The organism is Hydrogenophaga luteola, assembly GCF_042648585.1.
Taxonomy (GTDB): Bacteria; Pseudomonadota; Gammaproteobacteria; order Burkholderiales; family Burkholderiaceae_C; genus Hydrogenophaga; species Hydrogenophaga luteola.
Genome location: NZ_JBHRXX010000005.1, coordinates 148,644 through 164,774 on the forward strand (window position 1 = coordinate 148,644; position 16,131 = coordinate 164,774).

A 16,131-nucleotide genomic window follows, 5' to 3' on the forward strand; every position below is an offset into this window, starting at 1 on the left:
TTGTATTCCGTTGTTGTTGTGCTCAGTCCAGGAGACCTGCGGTTTCAAGGCCCTGCGCGGCGCGGCAGTCGATGTCTTCGAACTCGACCACCTTGTCGATCTCGGTGCCCATGGCGATGTTGGTGACCCGCTCCAGTATGCATTCCACGACGACAGGAACGCGGTGCTCGTCGGCCAGTTGCTGCGCCTGTCGCAGCGCGCCCTGCAGCTGTTCGGGGTCGGTCACGCGCAGGGCCTTGCAGCCCAGGCCTTCCACCACGGCCACGTGGTCGACACCGTAGCCGCGCAGCTCGCCCGCTTCTTCCGGCACGTTCTGGTTCTCGAAGGCCAGCTGCACGCAGTAGTCCATGTCGAAGCCGCGCTGGCTCTGGCGGATCAGGCCCAGGTAGCTGTTGTTCACCAGCACGTGCACATAGGGCAGGCGGAACTGCGCGCCCACGGCCAATTCCTCGATCAGGAACTGGAAGTCGTAGTCGCCCGACAGCGCCACCACGTTTTTCGTTGGGTCCGCTGCGACCACCCCCAGCGCGGCGGGCAGCGTCCAGCCCAGCGGCCCCGCCTGGCCGCAGTTGATCCACTGGCGCGGGCCGTAGACGTGCAGGAACTGCGCCGCCGCGATCTGCGACAGGCCGATGGTGCTGACGTACACCGTGTCGCGGCCGAAGACCTGGTTCATCTCCTCGTAGACGCGGTGCGGCTTCATCGGAATCTGCTCGAAGTGCGTCTTGCGCAACATCACGCGCTTGCGCTCGGCGCAGCGCTCGGCCCAGTCGGCATAGCTCGGCCAGGTCCTGGCGGCCACGCGCTCGCGCGCCACCTGCACGAACAGTTCAAGCGCGGCCTTGGCGTCGGACACGATGCCGAAGTCGGGCTCGAACACCCGGCCGATCTGCGTCGGCTCGATGTCCACGTGCACAAAGGTCCGGCCTTTGGTGTAGGTCTCGACGCTGCCGGTGTGGCGGTTGGCCCAGCGGTTGCCAATGCCCAGCACGAAGTCGCTCGCCAGCATCGTCGCGTTGCCGTAACGGTGACTCGTCTGCAGGCCCACCATGCCGGCCATGAGCGGGTGGTCATCGGGGATGGAACCCCAGCCCATGAGCGTGGGGATCACCGGCACGCCGGTGACTTCCGCGAACTGCACCAGCAGATCGGCCGCGTCGGCGTTGAGGATGCCGCCACCGGCCACGATCAGCGGTTTTTCCGAGGCGGCCAGCATGTCCAGCGCCTTTTCGATCTGCCGGCGCGTGGCCGCGGGTTTGTAGACCGGCAGCGGTTCGTAGGTCTCGATGTCGAACTCGATCTCGGCCATTTGCACATCGAACGGCAGGTCGATCAGCACCGGGCCGGGTCGGCCGGAACGCATGAGGTGGAAGGCCTGCTGGAACACGCGCGGCATCAGGGCCGGTTCGCGCACCGTCACGGCCCACTTGGTCACGGGTTTGGCGATGCTTTCGATGTCCACCGCCTGGAAGTCTTCCTTGTACAGCCGGGCGCGCGGCGCCTGCCCGGTGATGCAGAGAATCGGTATCGAATCGGCACTGGCCGAATACAGGCCGGTGATCATGTCGGTGCCGGCCGGCCCGCTGGTACCGATGCAGACGCCGATGTTGCCGGCGCGGGCGCGTGTGTAGCCCTCGGCCATGTGCGAGGCGGCCTCCACATGGCGGGCCAGCACATGGGTGATGCTGCCGCGCTCGCGCAGCGCGGCGTACAGCGGGTTGATGGCTGCCCCCGGCACACCGAAGGCCTGGGCAATGCCTTCCTTCTCCATCACCAGCACCGCCGCCATCGCGGCTCTCATCTTGGCCATGCCTGTCTCCAGTGGTTTGTGAACTGGGGTCCATGCTATGGACACCATACGGTCTTGTGAATGCCACTGACGGTCAGTTGATTCGATACTTCCGGTACGCAATCAAAGGCATAACATCCGGCCATGGACCGCTACAAGGAAATCGAAGCCTTCGTGCAGGTGATGGAGCACGGCAGCCTGGCCGCGGCCGCGCTGCACGCCGGCATTACTCCGGTGATGATGGGCCGGCGCATCGACGCGCTGGAAAAGCGTCTGGGCACGCAGCTGATGCACCGTTCCACCCGGCGTCTGGTGCTGACCGACGCGGGCGCGCGCTTCCTCGACGAATGCCGGCCCCTGCTGGCGCAGTGGGCACAGGCCGAGGCCAGCGTGGCGGCGCAGAAGCACCAGGCCAGCGGCCACCTCATCGTGTCCGCGCCCGCGGCCTTCGGGCGGCTGCATGTGGCGCCGCATGCCAGCGCTTTCCTCAAGGCCCACCCCGCCGTCAAGCTGTCGTTCAACCTGACGGACCGGGTGGTGGACCTGGTGCGCGAGGGCTACGACATGGGCATCCGCATCGGCGGCGCCATCGACCCGAACTTCGTCGCCATCAAGCTCGCCACCAACCAGCGCGTGGTTTGTGGCACGCCGGCCTACTTCCGCAAACACGGCGAGCCGCAAACGCTGGACGACCTGGCACAGCACAACTGCCTGGCCTTCAACCTGCAGGGCGGTCAGCAGCGCGGCTGGTACTTCCAGCAGGACGGCAAGACCGTGACGGTGCGTGCCGAGGGCAACCTGGACTGCAACGACGGCGAGCTGCTGCACCGCTGGGTCAGCGAGGGCCTGGGCCTGGGCTGGCGCAGCACCTGGGAGATCCAGGCGCAGCTGCAGCGTGGCGAGCTGGTGACCGTGCTCGACGAGTTCGCCCTGCCCGCCTACGACATCCTGGCCGTGTACCCGCAGCAGCGCCATCTGCCGGCCAAGGTGCGCTTTTTCATCGAGCACCTGAAGAAGACTTTCTCCAAACCGAACTACTGGTTGAAGTGACATGAATCCGAAGACCCTGCTGATCCACAACGCCACCTGCATCGCCACCTTCGACCACGCCGATCCGGCCCAGGGCCGCGAACTGAAGGACGCGAGTCTTTTCGTGCGTGACAACGTGATCGAGTGGCTCGGCCCGACCGCCGAACTGCCGCGCGCCCTGCTCGAATCGGCGGACGAGACCATCGACGCGCGTGGCCACCTGGTCACCCCCGGTCTGGTGAACACCCACCACCACATGTACCAGTCGCTCACGCGCGCCATCCCCGGCGTGCAGGACGCGGAGCTGTTTTCATGGCTGCGCGGGCTGTATCCCATCTGGGCCGGCCTGACACCCGAGATGGTGCAGGTCTCGACCCAAGTCGCCATGGCCGAGCTGCTGATGAGCGGCTGCACCACCAGCAGCGACCACCTCTACATCTACCCCAACGGCGTGCGGCTGGAGGACAGCCTCGAGGCCGCCCAGCGCATCGGCATGCGCTTCGTCGCCACGCGCGGCAGCATGAGCGTGGGCCAGTCGCAGGGCGGCCTGCCACCGGACCGGGTCGTGGAGAAAGAAGACGCCATCCTGAAGGACAGCCAGCGCCTGATCGAGGCCTGGCACGACGCGTCACACGGCGCCATGGTGCAGATCGCGCTGGCGCCGTGTTCGCCCTTCTCCGTCAGCCCCGCGCTGATGAAGCAGAGCGCCGAACTGGCGCGCAGCTTCAAGGGACAGGGCGTGCGCCTGCACACCCACCTGGCCGAAAACGACCACGACATCGCCTACAGCCGCGAAAAGTTCAACCGAACGCCCGCACAGTACGCGCAGGAACTGGGTTGGCTGGGCGACGACGTCTGGCACGCGCACTGCGTCAAGCTCGACAACGAGGGCATCTCGCTGTTTGCCGCCAGCCGCACCGGCGTGGCGCACTGCCCCTGCAGCAACATGCGCCTGGCTTCCGGCATCGCCCCTATCCGCCGCATGCTCAACGCCGGCGTGCCGGTGGGTCTGGGCGTGGACGGCAGCGCCAGCAACGACGGTGCCCACATGGTGAACGAGGCGCGACAGGCGCTGCTGCTGGCGCGCGTGGGCCGCGCGCTCTCAGCCCCCGAGACCCGCGAGGGCAAGACCTTCTTCGGCTGCGACCTCGGCCCGGCCGAGATGACCGCGCGCGACGCGCTGCACGTCGCCACGCGCGGCGGGGCGCAGGTGCTGGGCCGCGCCGACATCGGCCACCTGGCGCCGGGCATGTGCGCAGACTTCGCGCTGTTCGACTTGCGCACACTCGGCTTCGCGGGCGGCGCGGTGCACGACCCGGTGGCCAGCCTGCTGCTGTGTGCCAGCCCTCAGGCGGCGTACACGGTGGTCAATGGCCGGGTGGTGGTGCGGGAACGTCGGCTGGCGACCGTCGACCTGGGGCCGCTGGTGGAGCGGCACAACCGCCTGGCCAGGGTTTTGACCGAGGCCGCGCGGCGAGTCTGAGCCCCTGCGGGACAATGGCCCGATGACCCCCTCCCACTCCATCTGGAGCCCCCTGCGACAACCTGCTTTTCGCGGGCTCTGGCTGTGTGGCGCAGTCTTCTTCATCGGCAGCGGCATGCAGACCATGGCTGCGGCCTGGCTGATGGTCCAGCTGACCGGCTCGTCCTTTCTGGCGGCACTGGTGCAGACCGCCGTCTTCCTTCCCATGTTCCTGCTGGCGCTGCCAGCCGGGGTACTGGCCGACACCACCGACCGCCGCCGCCTGATCTCGGGCGCGCTGGTTGCGCAGGTGGTGGCCTGCGTGCTGCTGGCCTTGCTGGTGCTCGGCGGCTGGGGCGGGCCGGCTTCGGTGCTGTTCCTGGTGTTCGTGTGCGGCTGCTGCACGGCCGTGTTGACACCGGCCTGGAACTCGTCGGTGATCGACCCGGTGCCGCGCGACGAATGGCCGCAGGCGATCACGGCCATCGGCATCGCCTACAACGCGGCACGCGCCATCGGCCCCACGCTGGCCGGCCTCCTGTTTGCGATGCTTGGTGCGGGTTGGGTGTTCGTGGTGACGGTGTTCACCACGGTGGTGATGTGGGAATCGATCCGCCGCTGGCCGCCCAAGGCCCACCCACCGTCGCGCCTGCCGGCCGAGCGACTGTGGGGCGGCACGCTGAGCGGTCTGCGTTTCGCCTGGCACTCGCGGATCATCCTGGCGCAACTGGTGCGCGTGATGGCCTACAGCGCCGCCGGCTCGGCCCTGTGGGCACTGCTGCCGGTGATCGCGCAGCGCCAGCTCGGCACCGGAGCGCAGGGTTTCGGCCTGCTGATGGGCTGCATGGGCACCGGGGCGGTGGCCTCGGGCCTGGTGATTGGCCGGCTGCGCAACCGCTTCGGGCTCGAAGCCATCATCGCCGTGGCCTGCGTGGCGTTCGCCACCGTCATGCTGCTGGCCGCCTGGGTTCGGGTGCCGCTGCTGGTGTACGCCGCCATGGCTGTGGGCGGTGCGGCCTGGATGGCGGCCATGTCCACCTTCAACACTGCCACGCAAGCCAGCGCACCGGCCTGGGTTCGTTCACGCGCCGTGGCGCTGCACATCGTGGCTTCGCTCGGTGCGTTCGCCATCGGCTCGGCTTTCTGGGGTGCGCTGTCCGACATCACCGGCCTCACAACCGCCCTGGTGGCCGCAGGGGGCCTGATGGCGGCGGGACTGCTGCTGGCGCGCCCGTTCCCGCTGCGCGTGGGCGAAGCGCACGAAGTGACACAGGGCACCCCTTGGGACGAGCTGTTTGTCGAGGCCGAACCCAACCCGGAGGCAGGCCCGGTGGCCGTGGAAGTGGGTTACCGCATCCGGGTCGGCGAAGACAAGGCTTTCCTGGACACCATCAGCCGCATGAAGGCGCCGCGCCGACGCGATGGCGCCACCTTCTGGCGCGTCTACAAGGACCTGGGCGAACCCTCGCGCTATGTGGAGCGCTTCATCGTCGCCTCGTGGGCCGACTACCTGCACCAGCGCGCCCGCGCCACCGTGGCCGACCACACGCTCGAAGCGGAAGTGCGGGGGTTTCTGGCACCCGGAGAGAGTGCGCACATGTCGCACTACGTCGCAGAGCGGTGACACCTGAAGAAGCTGGATCGGCACAGCCGCCTGACCAACGCCCTGGTGAACGCGGCGCGCTGAGCGCCGCCGCGCTCAATGCCAGGGCGCAAGCAGCACCGACAGCCAGCCGCTGAGGTCGCGCACCTCCTGCTGGCAGACCTCGTGCCCCATCGGGTAGTCGTGCCAAGCGATGTCGTAGCCCATGCGCAGCAGCTTGTCGCGCGAGGACTCGGCGCGCTGGGGCAGCACCACCGGGTCCTGCCGGCCGTGCGCCATGAAGATGGGCACGTCGCGGTTGGCGGCGCTGGCCTCGGCCTCGGTGGCAATGGACAGCGGCAGGTAGCCCGAGAGCACCACCAGACCGGCCAGGCGCTGGGGTGCGCGCAGTCCCGCCATCAGCGTCATCACCGCACCCTGGGAAAAGCCCAGCAGCACCACATGGCCGGGGGGCATGCCGCGCGCCGCCTCCCGGTCGATCAGCGCCTGCACGATTTCGCAGGACGCACGCAGGCCCTCTTCGTCCTGCGTCGACACGGCACCGGTCTCGGCGGCCACAGGGCGCGGGTCGTACCAGGCGCGCATGGGTTCGCCACCGCCAACGTTCACTGTGCGCAGGGGCGCATTGGGGAACACGAACCGCACCGGCCCTGCGGACGACAGGTCCAGCTCATTGACCAGCGGCGCGAAGTCGCGCCCCTCGGCCCCCAGTCCGTGCAGGACGATCAGCGTGGCGGAGGGCACCGCCGACGGGTCGTCGCCGGTGACGGTTTCGCGCAGCTGAATCTTCCGACGGCTGTTCATGCTGCCAGCATAGCGCCAGCCGTTGCGCTGCCAAAGGTCACCGGCGCTCCGGCGTCAGTTGGTTGCAGTTGAATTGATCCGTAACAAACATCGATCACGCCTGGCCCGCGAACCGCCGCAGCAACCAGGCGTTGAGGTCGGCCACCTCGTCCATGCACACCTCGTGCCCCATGGGATAGATCTGCCATTCCACCGGACAGCCCAGGTCGACCAGGGCATCACGCGCCGCCTCGCCGCGCGACGGCACCACGATGTCGTCGGCATCGCCATGCGCCATGAACACCGGCACACCGCGGCTGGCCTCGCTGGCCTCCGCCGCCGTGCTTGCCGCCAGCGGCAGGTAGCCCGAGAGCGCCACCAGCCCGGCCAGCTGCTGCGGAGCACGCAGGCCGGCCAGCAGGGTCATGGCGCAGCCCTGCGAGAAGCCCATGAGCACGGTGCGACCCGGTGGCACGCCGCGCTGCGCCTCCCGGTCCAGCAACTGCTGCACGATGGCCTGGCTCTCGCGCAGCCCGGGTTCGTCCTCGCGCCGGGGCACGGAAGGATCGCTGCCGGGCGGATAGATGTCGTACCAGGCGCGCATTTCATAGCCCCCGTTGATCGTCACCGGCCGCACCGGTGCACTGGGGAACACGAAGCGCACCGGGCCGATGGCAGAGAGGTCCATGGCCTGGGCCACGGGCACGAAGTCGCGGCCGTCGGCGCCCAGGCCGTGCAGCACCACGATGCTGGCCACTGGCTCGGCGGCGGGATCACCGCCGGTGGTGAATTCGATGAGTTCGATGGAGGAGGTCATGCGGCCAGCATAGCGCGGTCGCTGCGGATCAGCCCCACTGCACGCAGCGCATCGAGAGCGTACCTTCGTGAAAGCCCTCGAACACGTGGCGGGGCTTTTCGTTCGCCTGCGCCGCACCGAGGGCATAGAGCATCGGAAAGTAGTGGTCGGGGAACGGCACAGCCGTGGCGGCGCCTTCGGTCAGGGACGCCCATTCCGCCAGCGCCCGGGCATCCCCGGCGTCCATCGCCTGCTTCACGGTGTCGTCGAAGGCCTGGGCCCAGGGGGTGCTTGCGCGCTCGGTTTCACCCGCGGTCTCGTCGAGGATGCGCAGGTTGTGCACCACGTTGCCGCTGCCCACGATCATCACGCCCTCACCGCGCAAGGCCGACAGCGCGCGGCCCAGCGCCAGGTGGTACGCACCATCGCGCGCGATGTCGATGGACAGCTGGAACACCGGCACGTCGGCCGCCGGGTACAGGTGCTTGAGTACGCTCCAGGTGCCATGGTCCAGTCCGCGCCGGGCGTCCTGGATCACCTGGCGGGGCGCCAGCCTCGCCGCGGCGCCGAGCGCCTCGGACGGCGCGCCGGGCGCGGGGTACTGCACCTCGTACAGCGGAGCCGGGAAGCCACCGAAGTCGTAGATCATCGGTGGCTTCTCGGTCGTGGACACCCGTGTGTCGCGCTCGGTCAGCCAGTGGGCCGACACCATGAGGATGGCCTTGGGGCGGCCCAGCGCCTCACCCCACCGGGTCAGGGTCTGCGTGAAACGGTTGCTCTGGATCGCGTTCATCGGGCTGCCGTGGCCGATGAAGAGGGCCGGTGCGGGACCGGTCATGAGAGGCAGGGTGCTGGGCATGGCTTGGGCCTGGGCGTCCGGTGTCTGGCGCAGCCAGGCCCCGAGGGTGAGCAGGACGGCGCCCGCGCCGGTCGCGGCCAGCAGCGTGCGCCGGGGGGCGTTCTTCAGGGGGTTCATATTCTTCAAGGCGTTGTTGCCATGAAGAGAGCGCCTACAGACCCAACAGTTCCCGCGCCTTCTCAAAGGATGCCGCCGGCTGCAGCACGTCGAAGTGCACCACCTGCATCCCGGCCTTCACACCGCCGTCGGCGTTGCGCTTCTGGTCGTCGACGAACACACATTCGCCAGCGGGCAGCCCCAGTGCCTCGGTCACGGCGGCGTAGGCGCGCGGGTCGGGCTTGAGGATGCCGGTGTAGGTGGCGTCCACAATCACGTCGAACAGCTGCAGCAACGGCAGGCGGCTGCGGAAGTCGGTGCCATAGAAGAGATCCAGCTCGTTGGAGAGGATGGCCAGCTTCTTCCCGGCGGCTTTCGCCGCGCAGATGATCGAGACCGCCTCGGGCCGGATCACGGCCTCCACGTCGGCGCCGCGTGCGCGCTGCACGAAGGTTTCCATGCGGTCCCAGTACTCGCCCACCAGGCGCCCCACCTCGCGGGTGCGGGCCATCCAGTAGTCGCGTTCGCTCAGCTTGTCGGCCTGCATGTCCTGCCAGAGCGGATCGGTCGAAGGGTCGAACGGCCCCCTCCAGGTGAGGGTGCCGGGCGGCAGGCCCAGGGCCTGCTCGGACAAGTCGTGCGTCTCGAACAGCATGCGGCTGATGACGCCGCCAAAGTCGAGCACCAGGGCGCTTGCGGAAGCTTCGGTCATGTACTGAGTCCTTGCCATCGACATTCGATGGCGATTTGTTGCGTGGTACCGGAGAAGACCCTCAGGAAGTGGTTCACCTCGGCAATCAATGCGTGGCCCTCTGGCGTGTCTGCCGCCCCCACCACGTAGGGCAACTCGTCGTCGATCAGGCCGTTGGGCACCAACTGCAGACGGGAAGACCACGGGCTTTCCGGCGCACTGGCTGCCCAGTGGAAGATGGGGCGTTCCACGAAGAAGGCGTCGATCCGCGCATCGGCCAGCGCGTCGTAGATGCGCGTGGGGTCGGGATAGGCGATCAGGCTGCCCAGTTGCACGGACGCACCCGGCAGGTCGCGGTTGGCCTGCCAGCGCACGCCTGCGGCCTGCAGCGCCTCGAAGGCGCCGGGGTCGTAGCCGCAACCCAGCACCTTGCCCTCCAGACTGAGAAGGCCTGTCACGCGGGTGTCGTTACGCCGCCGGGCCAGCACCATGGGGTGGCGGGTGTAGGGTTGGCTGAAAGTCAGGCCGGTGAATTCGGGCGCCGGTGGCAACGCAGACCACACCAGATCCACCGGGGCTTCGCGGAAGTCGCGCCCAAAGTACGGCAAACCCAGGCACTGGTCCCAGACGGTCTCGACGAACTCCACCTGCACGCCCAAGTGTCTCGCGAAGGCCTGTGCGTATTCAACGTCCAGACCCTGCAAGGCGCCCCCGGCACGCAGGCGGAACGAAAGACCGACAAATCCCGGCTCCACCGCCACGCGCAGGCGGCCCCGCGCCCGAATGCGCTGCACCGCGTCACTGCCCGCAGCCTGCAGGAGGTGCCGCTGGTTCAATGTCTGGGTCAACGCTGCATCCGGCTCGGTGGTCGCGTCCAGCGCGACGCGCACGTCCTTTTCCAGCGCTTCCACCTGTGACAGCCGGGTGTCCACGGTCTCCAGCCGCTGGGTCAACACGGGCAGGGTCTCGGCGACCACGCGGTTGTGCTGGGAGGCCTGGTCCAGATCGGCGGCGATGGTGTCGAAGTTGCCACGCAACTCCACCAAGGCGTGGTTGATGGTGCCGGCGAGCGCATCGAGCTCTTGCGAGGTGCTGTCGCTCAAACCGTCCAGGCGCTGCTGCAGTGAGCTGAAGTCCAGCCCGGCGCGGGCTTGGACCGAAGCCTCCAGTGCACGCTGCGCCAGCATGCGCACCTCGGAAGCAACGACGGCGAAACCGCGTCCTTGCTCACCCGCGCGCGCCGCCTCGATGGACGCGTTGAGCGCAACAATGTTGATCTGACGCGCCACCTGCTCGATGGAGTCGATGACCTCCAGCGTCGAGCCCCGCACCCTCGCCAGCTCTGCCTCCCCGGAGGCCAGGCCCTCGCGCAATCTGCCAGCCGAAGCCGAGGTGTCGGCCAGCAAGCGCTCTTCAATGCGCGCCGCCACCTCGCGGCTGCGGTCAATGCGGCCTTCGGTGTTCACCAGCATCTGCTCCAGCTGGGTGGCACGCGAGGCGCCTTCCTTCAATCCCAGGTTCAGGCTGCCCAGACCCCGACCGGCGGCCAGGCGCAGCTGTCCGGTGACGTCGAACACGCGCAGCAGCAGAGGCCTGAGCGGCGCGTGCTCAGGTGGGCGGGTGAGCAGGCCAGTGGGTGCCAGGTCAGTCTTATTGGGGGCCTTGAACCAGTTGAAAAGGGTATGGAACATGCCTAGGGGTTCGCTGAATGCCTGGACCGGGCTCAATGGTTGTTCATGGGACTGGCAGCGACCAGCCCATTGGCCACCCAGGCGTCGAACACGGCCAAGGCGGCCTGTGCGAAGGCATCGTCGTTGATGTGGGCTTGCACCGGCTGGAACACGGTTTCGGGCGAGACGACATGGACCATTTCGTCGCTGAAGGCCTTGAGACCTTCGGGGTCGTGCAGCGGTTCGCCAAGCCGGTCCCACTGCTCCACGCCACCCGTGGGCAGCAGCAGGCAGGTGGGACCGGTGGCCCGCTCCAGCCGGTCCGCGATGGCGCGCGCCACGTGGCGGCGCATCTCGGGGTCGATGCAGACCGAGGCGATCAGGCGGTTGTGCTCGTGCACCGAGCGGCCTTCAAACTGTGAGGGGCAGCGCGTCCAGGCCGGAAAGTCGACCATGTCGGTCGCGCCCGGTGCCACGATCTGCGGTACGCCTGCGAGGCCTGCGCCGAGCAGGCGCTCGCTGCCGGCGCTCACGCAGCTGCCGGCCAGGTCGTTCACCAGTTCCTGCAGGCTGAAGTCCATCACGCAGGCGAAGTAGCCGCGCCGTGCCAGGTCTTCGAACGCACGCCCGCCCATGCCGGTGGTGTGGAACACCGCCAGCTCGTAGCCGCGCGCCTCCAGCGCCGGCTTGAGCTTCTTCATATAGGAGAGCGCGCTGCTGCCCAGCGAGGTCATGCCCACCACAGGGCGCGGGTCGGCCTCGGCCGCGCGCGCCAGGCAGGCGCCCACCACCGCACCCGCTGCTTGGCCCAGCGCCGCCTTGCACAGCCGGTTCAGCCCGTACAGGCCACCGGCCCACAGCCGCATGATGAGGTCGGGCGGGATGCGGTCGGGCGGGATCAGCGGCGAGTAGGCGATGGTGGAGAGCACTACCTTCGGGCAGCCCAGCGGCAGCGCGTTGGCCACGTCCAGCGCCAGGTCGGTGCCCATGGTGCCGCCCAGGGCCAGCAAGCCGTCGAAGCGCCCCTCGACGAACCACTGGGTCGCGATCAGCGACGCGCCGGTGGCCATGAGCTTCATCGAGGTGTTCTCGTCGCCCGTTTCCATCACCTGCTGCAACGTCACCCCCGCGGCGGCGGCCACCTCGCTGTTGAGGATGTCGGGCGTGAAGCCGCCCCGGCCCAGCACGCCCACATCCATCACCACTGCGCGGCCACCAAGATGCTCGACCGACTCGCGCAGGTAGGCCATCTCGTCGCTCTTGGTGTCGACGGTGCCGATCAGCAGGATGACCGGCGGGCGACCAGCCTTCGTCGGGCTCACAGGCTGGCCTCCACAGCGGCGAATGCGGCCTCCAGCGTGTCGCACAGGTGGTTCACCTCTTCGAGTGAGATCACCAGAGGCGGCGAGAGGATGAGATTGGGGCCGGAGATTCGCACCATCAGGCCGCGCTGGTAGGCCTCCTTGGCCACACGTGCCGGGATGTCGCTGCTGCGCGGCATGGGCGCGCGCGTTGCCTTGTCGTCCACCATCTCGATGCCCAGCATCAGGCCGACGCCGCGCACGTTGCCGACGAAGCTGCAGGTCTGCTCCAGCTTGCGCAGGCGCTCCTGCATCACCGCGCCGACGCGCCCGGCGTTGCCCGGCACGTCCAGCGCAGCGATCTGGTCCAGCGTGGCCAGCGCCGCGGCGGCGGCCACCGGGTGGGCACTGTACGTATAGCCGTGGCCCACGGCGGCCTGGCCGGTCTTGTCGTCGTTGAACACCTGGGCGACCTTGCCCGAGATCGCTGTCGCGCCCAGCGGCACATAGCCCGAGCTGATGCCCTTGGCCAGGCACCACAGGTCGGCGGTCACGCCCCACAGGCGGGTGCCGAACAGATGGCCGGTGCGGCCGAAGCCGGTGACCACCTCGTCGGCGATCAGCAACACACCGTATTTGTCACAGATCTTGCGCACAAGCGGCCAGTAGTTGGCCGGTGGCACGATCACGCCGCCCGCGCCCTGCACCGGCTCGGCGATGAAGGCGGCCACGGTGTCCGGGCCCTGGAACACGATCTCGCGCTCCAGCAGCTCGGCGCAGATCTCGCCCAGTTCCAGCGGGTCGTTCGTGTAGGGGTTGCGGTAGAGCCAGGGCGTGTCGATGTGGAAGCAACCGGGCAGCAGCGGCTCGTAGGCGCGGCGGAAGTTGGTGTTGCCATTGACGCTCATGCCGCCGAAGTGCACGCCGTGGTAGCCCTGGCGCAGGCTGATGAACTTGAAGCGATCCTTCTCGCCGCGCAGCTTGTGGTACTGGCGGGCCAGCTTGAGCGCGGTTTCCACCGCGTCCGATCCGCCGCTGGAGAACATCACGCTGGCCACACCGTCGGGCTCCATCAGCTTCACGAGCCGCGCCGAGAGCTCGATGGCGCGCGGGTGCGAGGTGCCGCGGAAGGTGTTGTAGAAGGGCAGTTCGTCGAGCTGCGCGACGATGGCGTCGCGCACCGCCGTGGCGCTGTGGCCCAGGTTGCTGGCCCACAGGCCGCCCACTCCGTCCAGCAGCTTGTGGCCGTCCACGTCCCAGATCCAGCAGCCCTCGCCGCGCGCGACGATGTCGGGCTTGGCCTTTTTCATGGCCGCCGGGTGCGCCATGGGGTGCCACTGGAATTCGGCGTTGTCGGCTTTGAGTTGGTCGATGCTGCTCATGTGATGTGCTCCCGGGTTCAGAAGGGTTGGCCGACGGTGATGGTTTTGATTTCGGTGTAGTGCGTGATGCCCTCGGGGCCCTGTTCGTGGCCGATGCCGCTTTCGCGGATGCCGCCGAAGGGCAGCTCGGGCTGCGAGACGCCGAAGTGGTTGATGCCGACCATGCCGGCCTCGATGCCTTCGCCCAGGCGGTGGGCGGTGTGCAGGTCGCGCGTGAAGGCATAGGCGCCCAGACCGTAGGGCAGCGCGTTGGCCTGTTCGATGGCGGCGTCCAGCGTGTCGTAGGGCTGGATCACAGCGATCGGTCCGAAGGGCTCCTGCTGCATCAGGCGGGTGCTGGCCGGCGCCTCGGCGAAGACGGTGGGTTCGAAGAAAAAGCCGGACCGCTGCACGCGGTGGCCACCGGTGAGCAGGCGCGCGCCCTGGCCCACGGCGTCGTCCACGAAGCGCTCCATGTCGTCGATGCGGCGCGCGTGCGAAAGCGGTCCCATCTGAGTGGCAGCGTCCAGGCCCGAACCGAGTTGAAGCTTCCGCGCGGCGGCGGAGAAGCGTTCGCTGAAGACGGCCAGCTGCGCGCGCGGCACGTAGAAGCGGATCGGCGAGGCGCAGACCTGGCCGGCGTTGCGGTACTTGGCGGTGACCGACTGCTTGAGCACAAAGTCCAGGCCAGCGCCTTCGCACATGTCCTCGGCGACGATGACGGGCGCGTGGCCGCCCAGCTCGCCGGTGAAGCGCTTGACGTGACGGGCAGCCTGCTCGCCCAGCAGCTTGCCCACAGCCACCGAACCGGTGACCGAGACCTTGGCGATCTCGGGCCGCTCGATCAGAAAGGAAGAGACCTCGGCCGGGTCGCCACACACCATGTTGATCGCGTCGGGTGGCACACCGGCGTCCAGAAAGCAGCGCACGAGCAGCATGGCGCTGCCCGGCGTCTCTTCTGCCGGCTTGAGCACCACGCTGCAGCCCGCAGCCAGCGCGCTGCCGAGCTTGCGGCTGGGCAGGTTGACCGGAAAGTTCCAGGGCGTGAAGGCGGCCACCGGTCCCACCGGCACGCGGGTGACGGTGTGCGAGAGGATGCCGTCCACGCGCGGGGCCACCGCCCGGCCATACAGGCGCTTGGCCTCTTCGGCCTGGAAGTCGATGATGTCGGCCGAGAGCACGACTTCGCGCTTGGCCTCGGCCTGCGGCTTGCCCTGCTCCAGCGTGAGCACGGTGGCGATCTCATCGGCACGCTGACGCAGCAGCTCGGCGGCGCGGCGCAGGATGACGTAGCGGTCGTGCGGTCGCACGCGACGCCAACGCTCGAAGCCGCGCCGGGCCGACTCGGCGGCCGCAGCCAGCTCGGCCGGGCCGGCCAGCGGCAGTGTGGCGAGCACACATTCGTCGGCAGGGTTGATGACCGGGCGCTCGCCGCCCGAGGCCGCGGACAGCCATTGACCGGCCACGTGCAGGGAGAGATGGGGGTAGGAAGAACTCATGCCGAGCACTGTGCCGGCCACTCCCCGCCGTGCGTGATCGGAAATGCGCAAAACCGACTTGCGGGTTTACCCTGAACGTCCTTTCCGAGCTCGGTTCAGGGTCTCGGACGGCAGTTCGAAGAAGTGCTTCTTGTAGTCCAGCGAAAACTGCCCCAGGTGCCAGAACCCCCAGCGCGCCGCCACGTCCTGCACCGTCGCGCCGGGCTCCGCCTCGCGCAGACCGCGCCGCACGCCGTTGAGCCGCAGCGCCCGCAGGTACTGCGTCGGTGAGATCCCCAGCACGTCCTGGAAGCAATAGTTCAGCTTGCGCCGGCTCGCACCCACCCGGCTGCACACGTCCAGGATCGAGGGCGGCTCGTCCGGGTTGGCCATCATCAGCTCGCAGGCCTTGTCCACCATGCGCTTGCGCCGCGCCAGCGAGTCCAGGTCCGAGATATCCACACTCGGCGGCAGTGCCTCGATCCACTCGATCAGGATGTCGTCGCGCAACTGGTTCAACGCAGACGGGTCGGTGAAGTGCTGCGCCAGCGCCAGCGCCTCCTTCAGCGCCTGCTGGTGCTTGCTGCGCAGCGCAGCGGCGCTCTCGGGTGTGGGCAGCAGCTCCACCTGACGCTCCAGCCAGCTGGCCAGCGGCTTCTGGTACATGTGCTCCCACAAGGGGTTGAGCAGGCTGCGCTCCACGGTCAGCGCGATCAGGTCGTGCTGCGCCGGGGTGACGAAATCGATCTCGCGCCCGCTGCCGCAGAGGATGGCGTCGGGGTGGACCTTGCGGCCGTCGAAGTACACATCCCCGGTCGGCGCGACCGACATCGCGAACCCGTAGACCTGCTCACCCAGCCTGCCGCGCTGGCGCAGCGCGAGGCTGGTCTTCTCTTCGGTAAGGCGCACGCCCACCAGCTGCACCAGGGACAGTTCGCCGCGGAAACGCCCGCTGGAGAGCTGCTCGTAATGCAGCGACCAGTCGCCCTGCGCCGCAGCGTGGGCGTCCATGTCGAAGGTCAGCAGGGACTGGGCCCAGCCGGGCGCGTCCGCGTCTTCGGGGGCCTCGGCAGTGGGGTCGCTCATGGCACGCAGCGTAGCAGCAGAGGGCCCGATTGGGAGAAACCCGGACCACATCGTGCGCAGTTTTGATAACCCGTTCGGCGGCCCGTCCCTAGCATCCCGTCCACCCTTGGCAACACAGGCCAGCGGA

The 16,131-nt window shown here is 68.5% G+C and carries 13 protein-coding genes; 3 read left to right on the forward strand and 10 right to left on the reverse strand.

The window, feature by feature from the left end; genetic code table 11:
* Nucleotides 1-22 precede the first annotated feature (22 nt).
* Nucleotides 23-1,810 (reverse strand): glyoxylate carboligase, encoded by a 1,788-nt coding sequence (gcl, locus tag ACFOPI_RS10775; RefSeq protein WP_382173705.1) that lies wholly within the window; start codon nt 1,808-1,810, stop codon nt 23-25.
* Nucleotides 1,811-1,933: 123 nt separating this feature from the next.
* On the opposite strand from gcl, the gene ACFOPI_RS10780 reads away from it, so the two are divergent.
* The 3 genes from ACFOPI_RS10780 to ACFOPI_RS10790 are packed head-to-tail and all read left to right on the forward strand — an operon-like array spanning nt 1,934 to nt 5,904.
* A complete protein-coding gene (locus ACFOPI_RS10780; protein WP_382173707.1) occupies nt 1,934-2,839 on the forward strand; it encodes a LysR family transcriptional regulator in 906 nt (301 codons plus the stop codon).
* Between the two features lies 1 nt (nt 2,840).
* On the forward strand, nt 2,841-4,301 hold the full coding sequence (locus tag ACFOPI_RS10785; protein ID WP_382173709.1) for an 8-oxoguanine deaminase: 1,461 nt from the start codon (nt 2,841-2,843) through the stop codon (nt 4,299-4,301).
* Nucleotides 4,302-4,323: 22 nt separating this feature from the next.
* The gene (locus tag ACFOPI_RS10790) at nt 4,324-5,904 is read left to right on the forward strand and encodes an MFS transporter (RefSeq protein WP_382173710.1); all 1,581 of its coding nucleotides are present in this window, start codon (nt 4,324-4,326) and stop codon (nt 5,902-5,904) included.
* 75 nt (nt 5,905-5,979) lie between these two features.
* Here the strand turns inward: ACFOPI_RS10790 and ACFOPI_RS10795 are convergent, their stop codons facing one another.
* The 9 genes from ACFOPI_RS10795 to ACFOPI_RS10835 form a co-directional block, all read right to left on the reverse strand.
* The gene (locus ACFOPI_RS10795) at nt 5,980-6,687 is read right to left on the reverse strand and encodes an alpha/beta hydrolase (protein ID WP_382173711.1); all 708 of its coding nucleotides are present in this window, start codon (nt 6,685-6,687) and stop codon (nt 5,980-5,982) included.
* Between the two features lie 94 nt (nt 6,688-6,781).
* Complete coding sequence (locus tag ACFOPI_RS10800) at nt 6,782-7,483, reverse strand: alpha/beta hydrolase (RefSeq protein WP_382173713.1); 702 nt, start codon at nt 7,481-7,483, stop codon at nt 6,782-6,784.
* 28 nt (nt 7,484-7,511) lie between these two features.
* Entirely contained in the window at nt 7,512-8,438 is a 927-nt protein-coding gene (gene ygiD / locus ACFOPI_RS10805; protein ID WP_382173715.1) for a 4,5-DOPA-extradiol-dioxygenase, read from the reverse strand.
* A 34-nt stretch (nt 8,439-8,472) separates the two neighbouring features.
* A complete protein-coding gene (locus ACFOPI_RS10810; RefSeq protein WP_382173717.1) occupies nt 8,473-9,129 on the reverse strand; it encodes an HAD-IA family hydrolase in 657 nt (218 codons plus the stop codon).
* Nucleotides 9,126-10,799: a methyl-accepting chemotaxis protein gene (locus ACFOPI_RS10815; protein WP_382173719.1), complete on the reverse strand. Its 1,674-nt coding sequence runs from the start codon at nt 10,797-10,799 to the stop codon at nt 9,126-9,128. Before ACFOPI_RS10815 ends, ACFOPI_RS10810 begins: the two co-directional genes overlap by 4 nt.
* A gap of 32 nt (nt 10,800-10,831) precedes the next feature.
* Nucleotides 10,832-12,100, reverse strand: coding sequence for a Tm-1-like ATP-binding domain-containing protein (locus ACFOPI_RS10820; protein ID WP_382173721.1), 1,269 nt, complete (start codon nt 12,098-12,100; stop codon nt 10,832-10,834).
* Nucleotides 12,097-13,461 carry an aminotransferase class III-fold pyridoxal phosphate-dependent enzyme gene (locus ACFOPI_RS10825; RefSeq protein ID WP_382173723.1) on the reverse strand — a complete coding sequence of 455 codons (1,365 nt, stop codon included), beginning with the start codon at nt 13,459-13,461 and terminating at the stop codon, nt 12,097-12,099. Before ACFOPI_RS10825 ends, ACFOPI_RS10820 begins: the two co-directional genes overlap by 4 nt.
* A gap of 17 nt (nt 13,462-13,478) precedes the next feature.
* Nucleotides 13,479-14,939: an NAD-dependent succinate-semialdehyde dehydrogenase gene (locus ACFOPI_RS10830; RefSeq protein ID WP_382173725.1), complete on the reverse strand. Its 1,461-nt coding sequence runs from the start codon at nt 14,937-14,939 to the stop codon at nt 13,479-13,481.
* 66 nt (nt 14,940-15,005) lie between these two features.
* Nucleotides 15,006-16,004 carry a helix-turn-helix domain-containing protein gene (locus ACFOPI_RS10835; protein WP_382173727.1) on the reverse strand — a complete coding sequence of 333 codons (999 nt, stop codon included), beginning with the start codon at nt 16,002-16,004 and terminating at the stop codon, nt 15,006-15,008.
* Nucleotides 16,005-16,131 lie beyond the last annotated feature (127 nt).

What these genes read in the sequence shown, in the direction of transcription:
- gcl (WP_382173705.1), bottom strand. Translation starts at nt 1,810, where the DNA reads ATGGCCAAGATGAGAGCCGCGATGGCGGCGGTGCTGGTGATGGAGAAG.
- ACFOPI_RS10780 (WP_382173707.1), top strand. Translation starts at nt 1,934, where the DNA reads ATGGACCGCTACAAGGAAATCGAAGCCTTCGTGCAGGTGATGGAGCAC.
- ACFOPI_RS10785 (WP_382173709.1), top strand. Translation starts at nt 2,841, where the DNA reads ATGAATCCGAAGACCCTGCTGATCCACAACGCCACCTGCATCGCCACC.
- ACFOPI_RS10790 (WP_382173710.1), top strand. Translation starts at nt 4,324, where the DNA reads ATGACCCCCTCCCACTCCATCTGGAGCCCCCTGCGACAACCTGCTTTT.
- ACFOPI_RS10795 (WP_382173711.1), bottom strand. Translation starts at nt 6,687, where the DNA reads ATGAACAGCCGTCGGAAGATTCAGCTGCGCGAAACCGTCACCGGCGAC.
- ACFOPI_RS10800 (WP_382173713.1), bottom strand. Translation starts at nt 7,483, where the DNA reads ATGACCTCCTCCATCGAACTCATCGAATTCACCACCGGCGGTGATCCC.
- ygiD (WP_382173715.1), bottom strand. Translation starts at nt 8,438, where the DNA reads ATGAACCCCCTGAAGAACGCCCCCCGGCGCACGCTGCTGGCCGCGACC.
- ACFOPI_RS10810 (WP_382173717.1), bottom strand. Translation starts at nt 9,129, where the DNA reads ATGACCGAAGCTTCCGCAAGCGCCCTGGTGCTCGACTTTGGCGGCGTC.
- ACFOPI_RS10815 (WP_382173719.1), bottom strand. Translation starts at nt 10,799, where the DNA reads ATGTTCCATACCCTTTTCAACTGGTTCAAGGCCCCCAATAAGACTGAC.
- ACFOPI_RS10825 (WP_382173723.1), bottom strand. Translation starts at nt 13,461, where the DNA reads ATGAGCAGCATCGACCAACTCAAAGCCGACAACGCCGAATTCCAGTGG.
- ACFOPI_RS10830 (WP_382173725.1), bottom strand. Translation starts at nt 14,939, where the DNA reads ATGAGTTCTTCCTACCCCCATCTCTCCCTGCACGTGGCCGGTCAATGG.
- ACFOPI_RS10835 (WP_382173727.1), bottom strand. Translation starts at nt 16,004, where the DNA reads ATGAGCGACCCCACTGCCGAGGCCCCCGAAGACGCGGACGCGCCCGGC.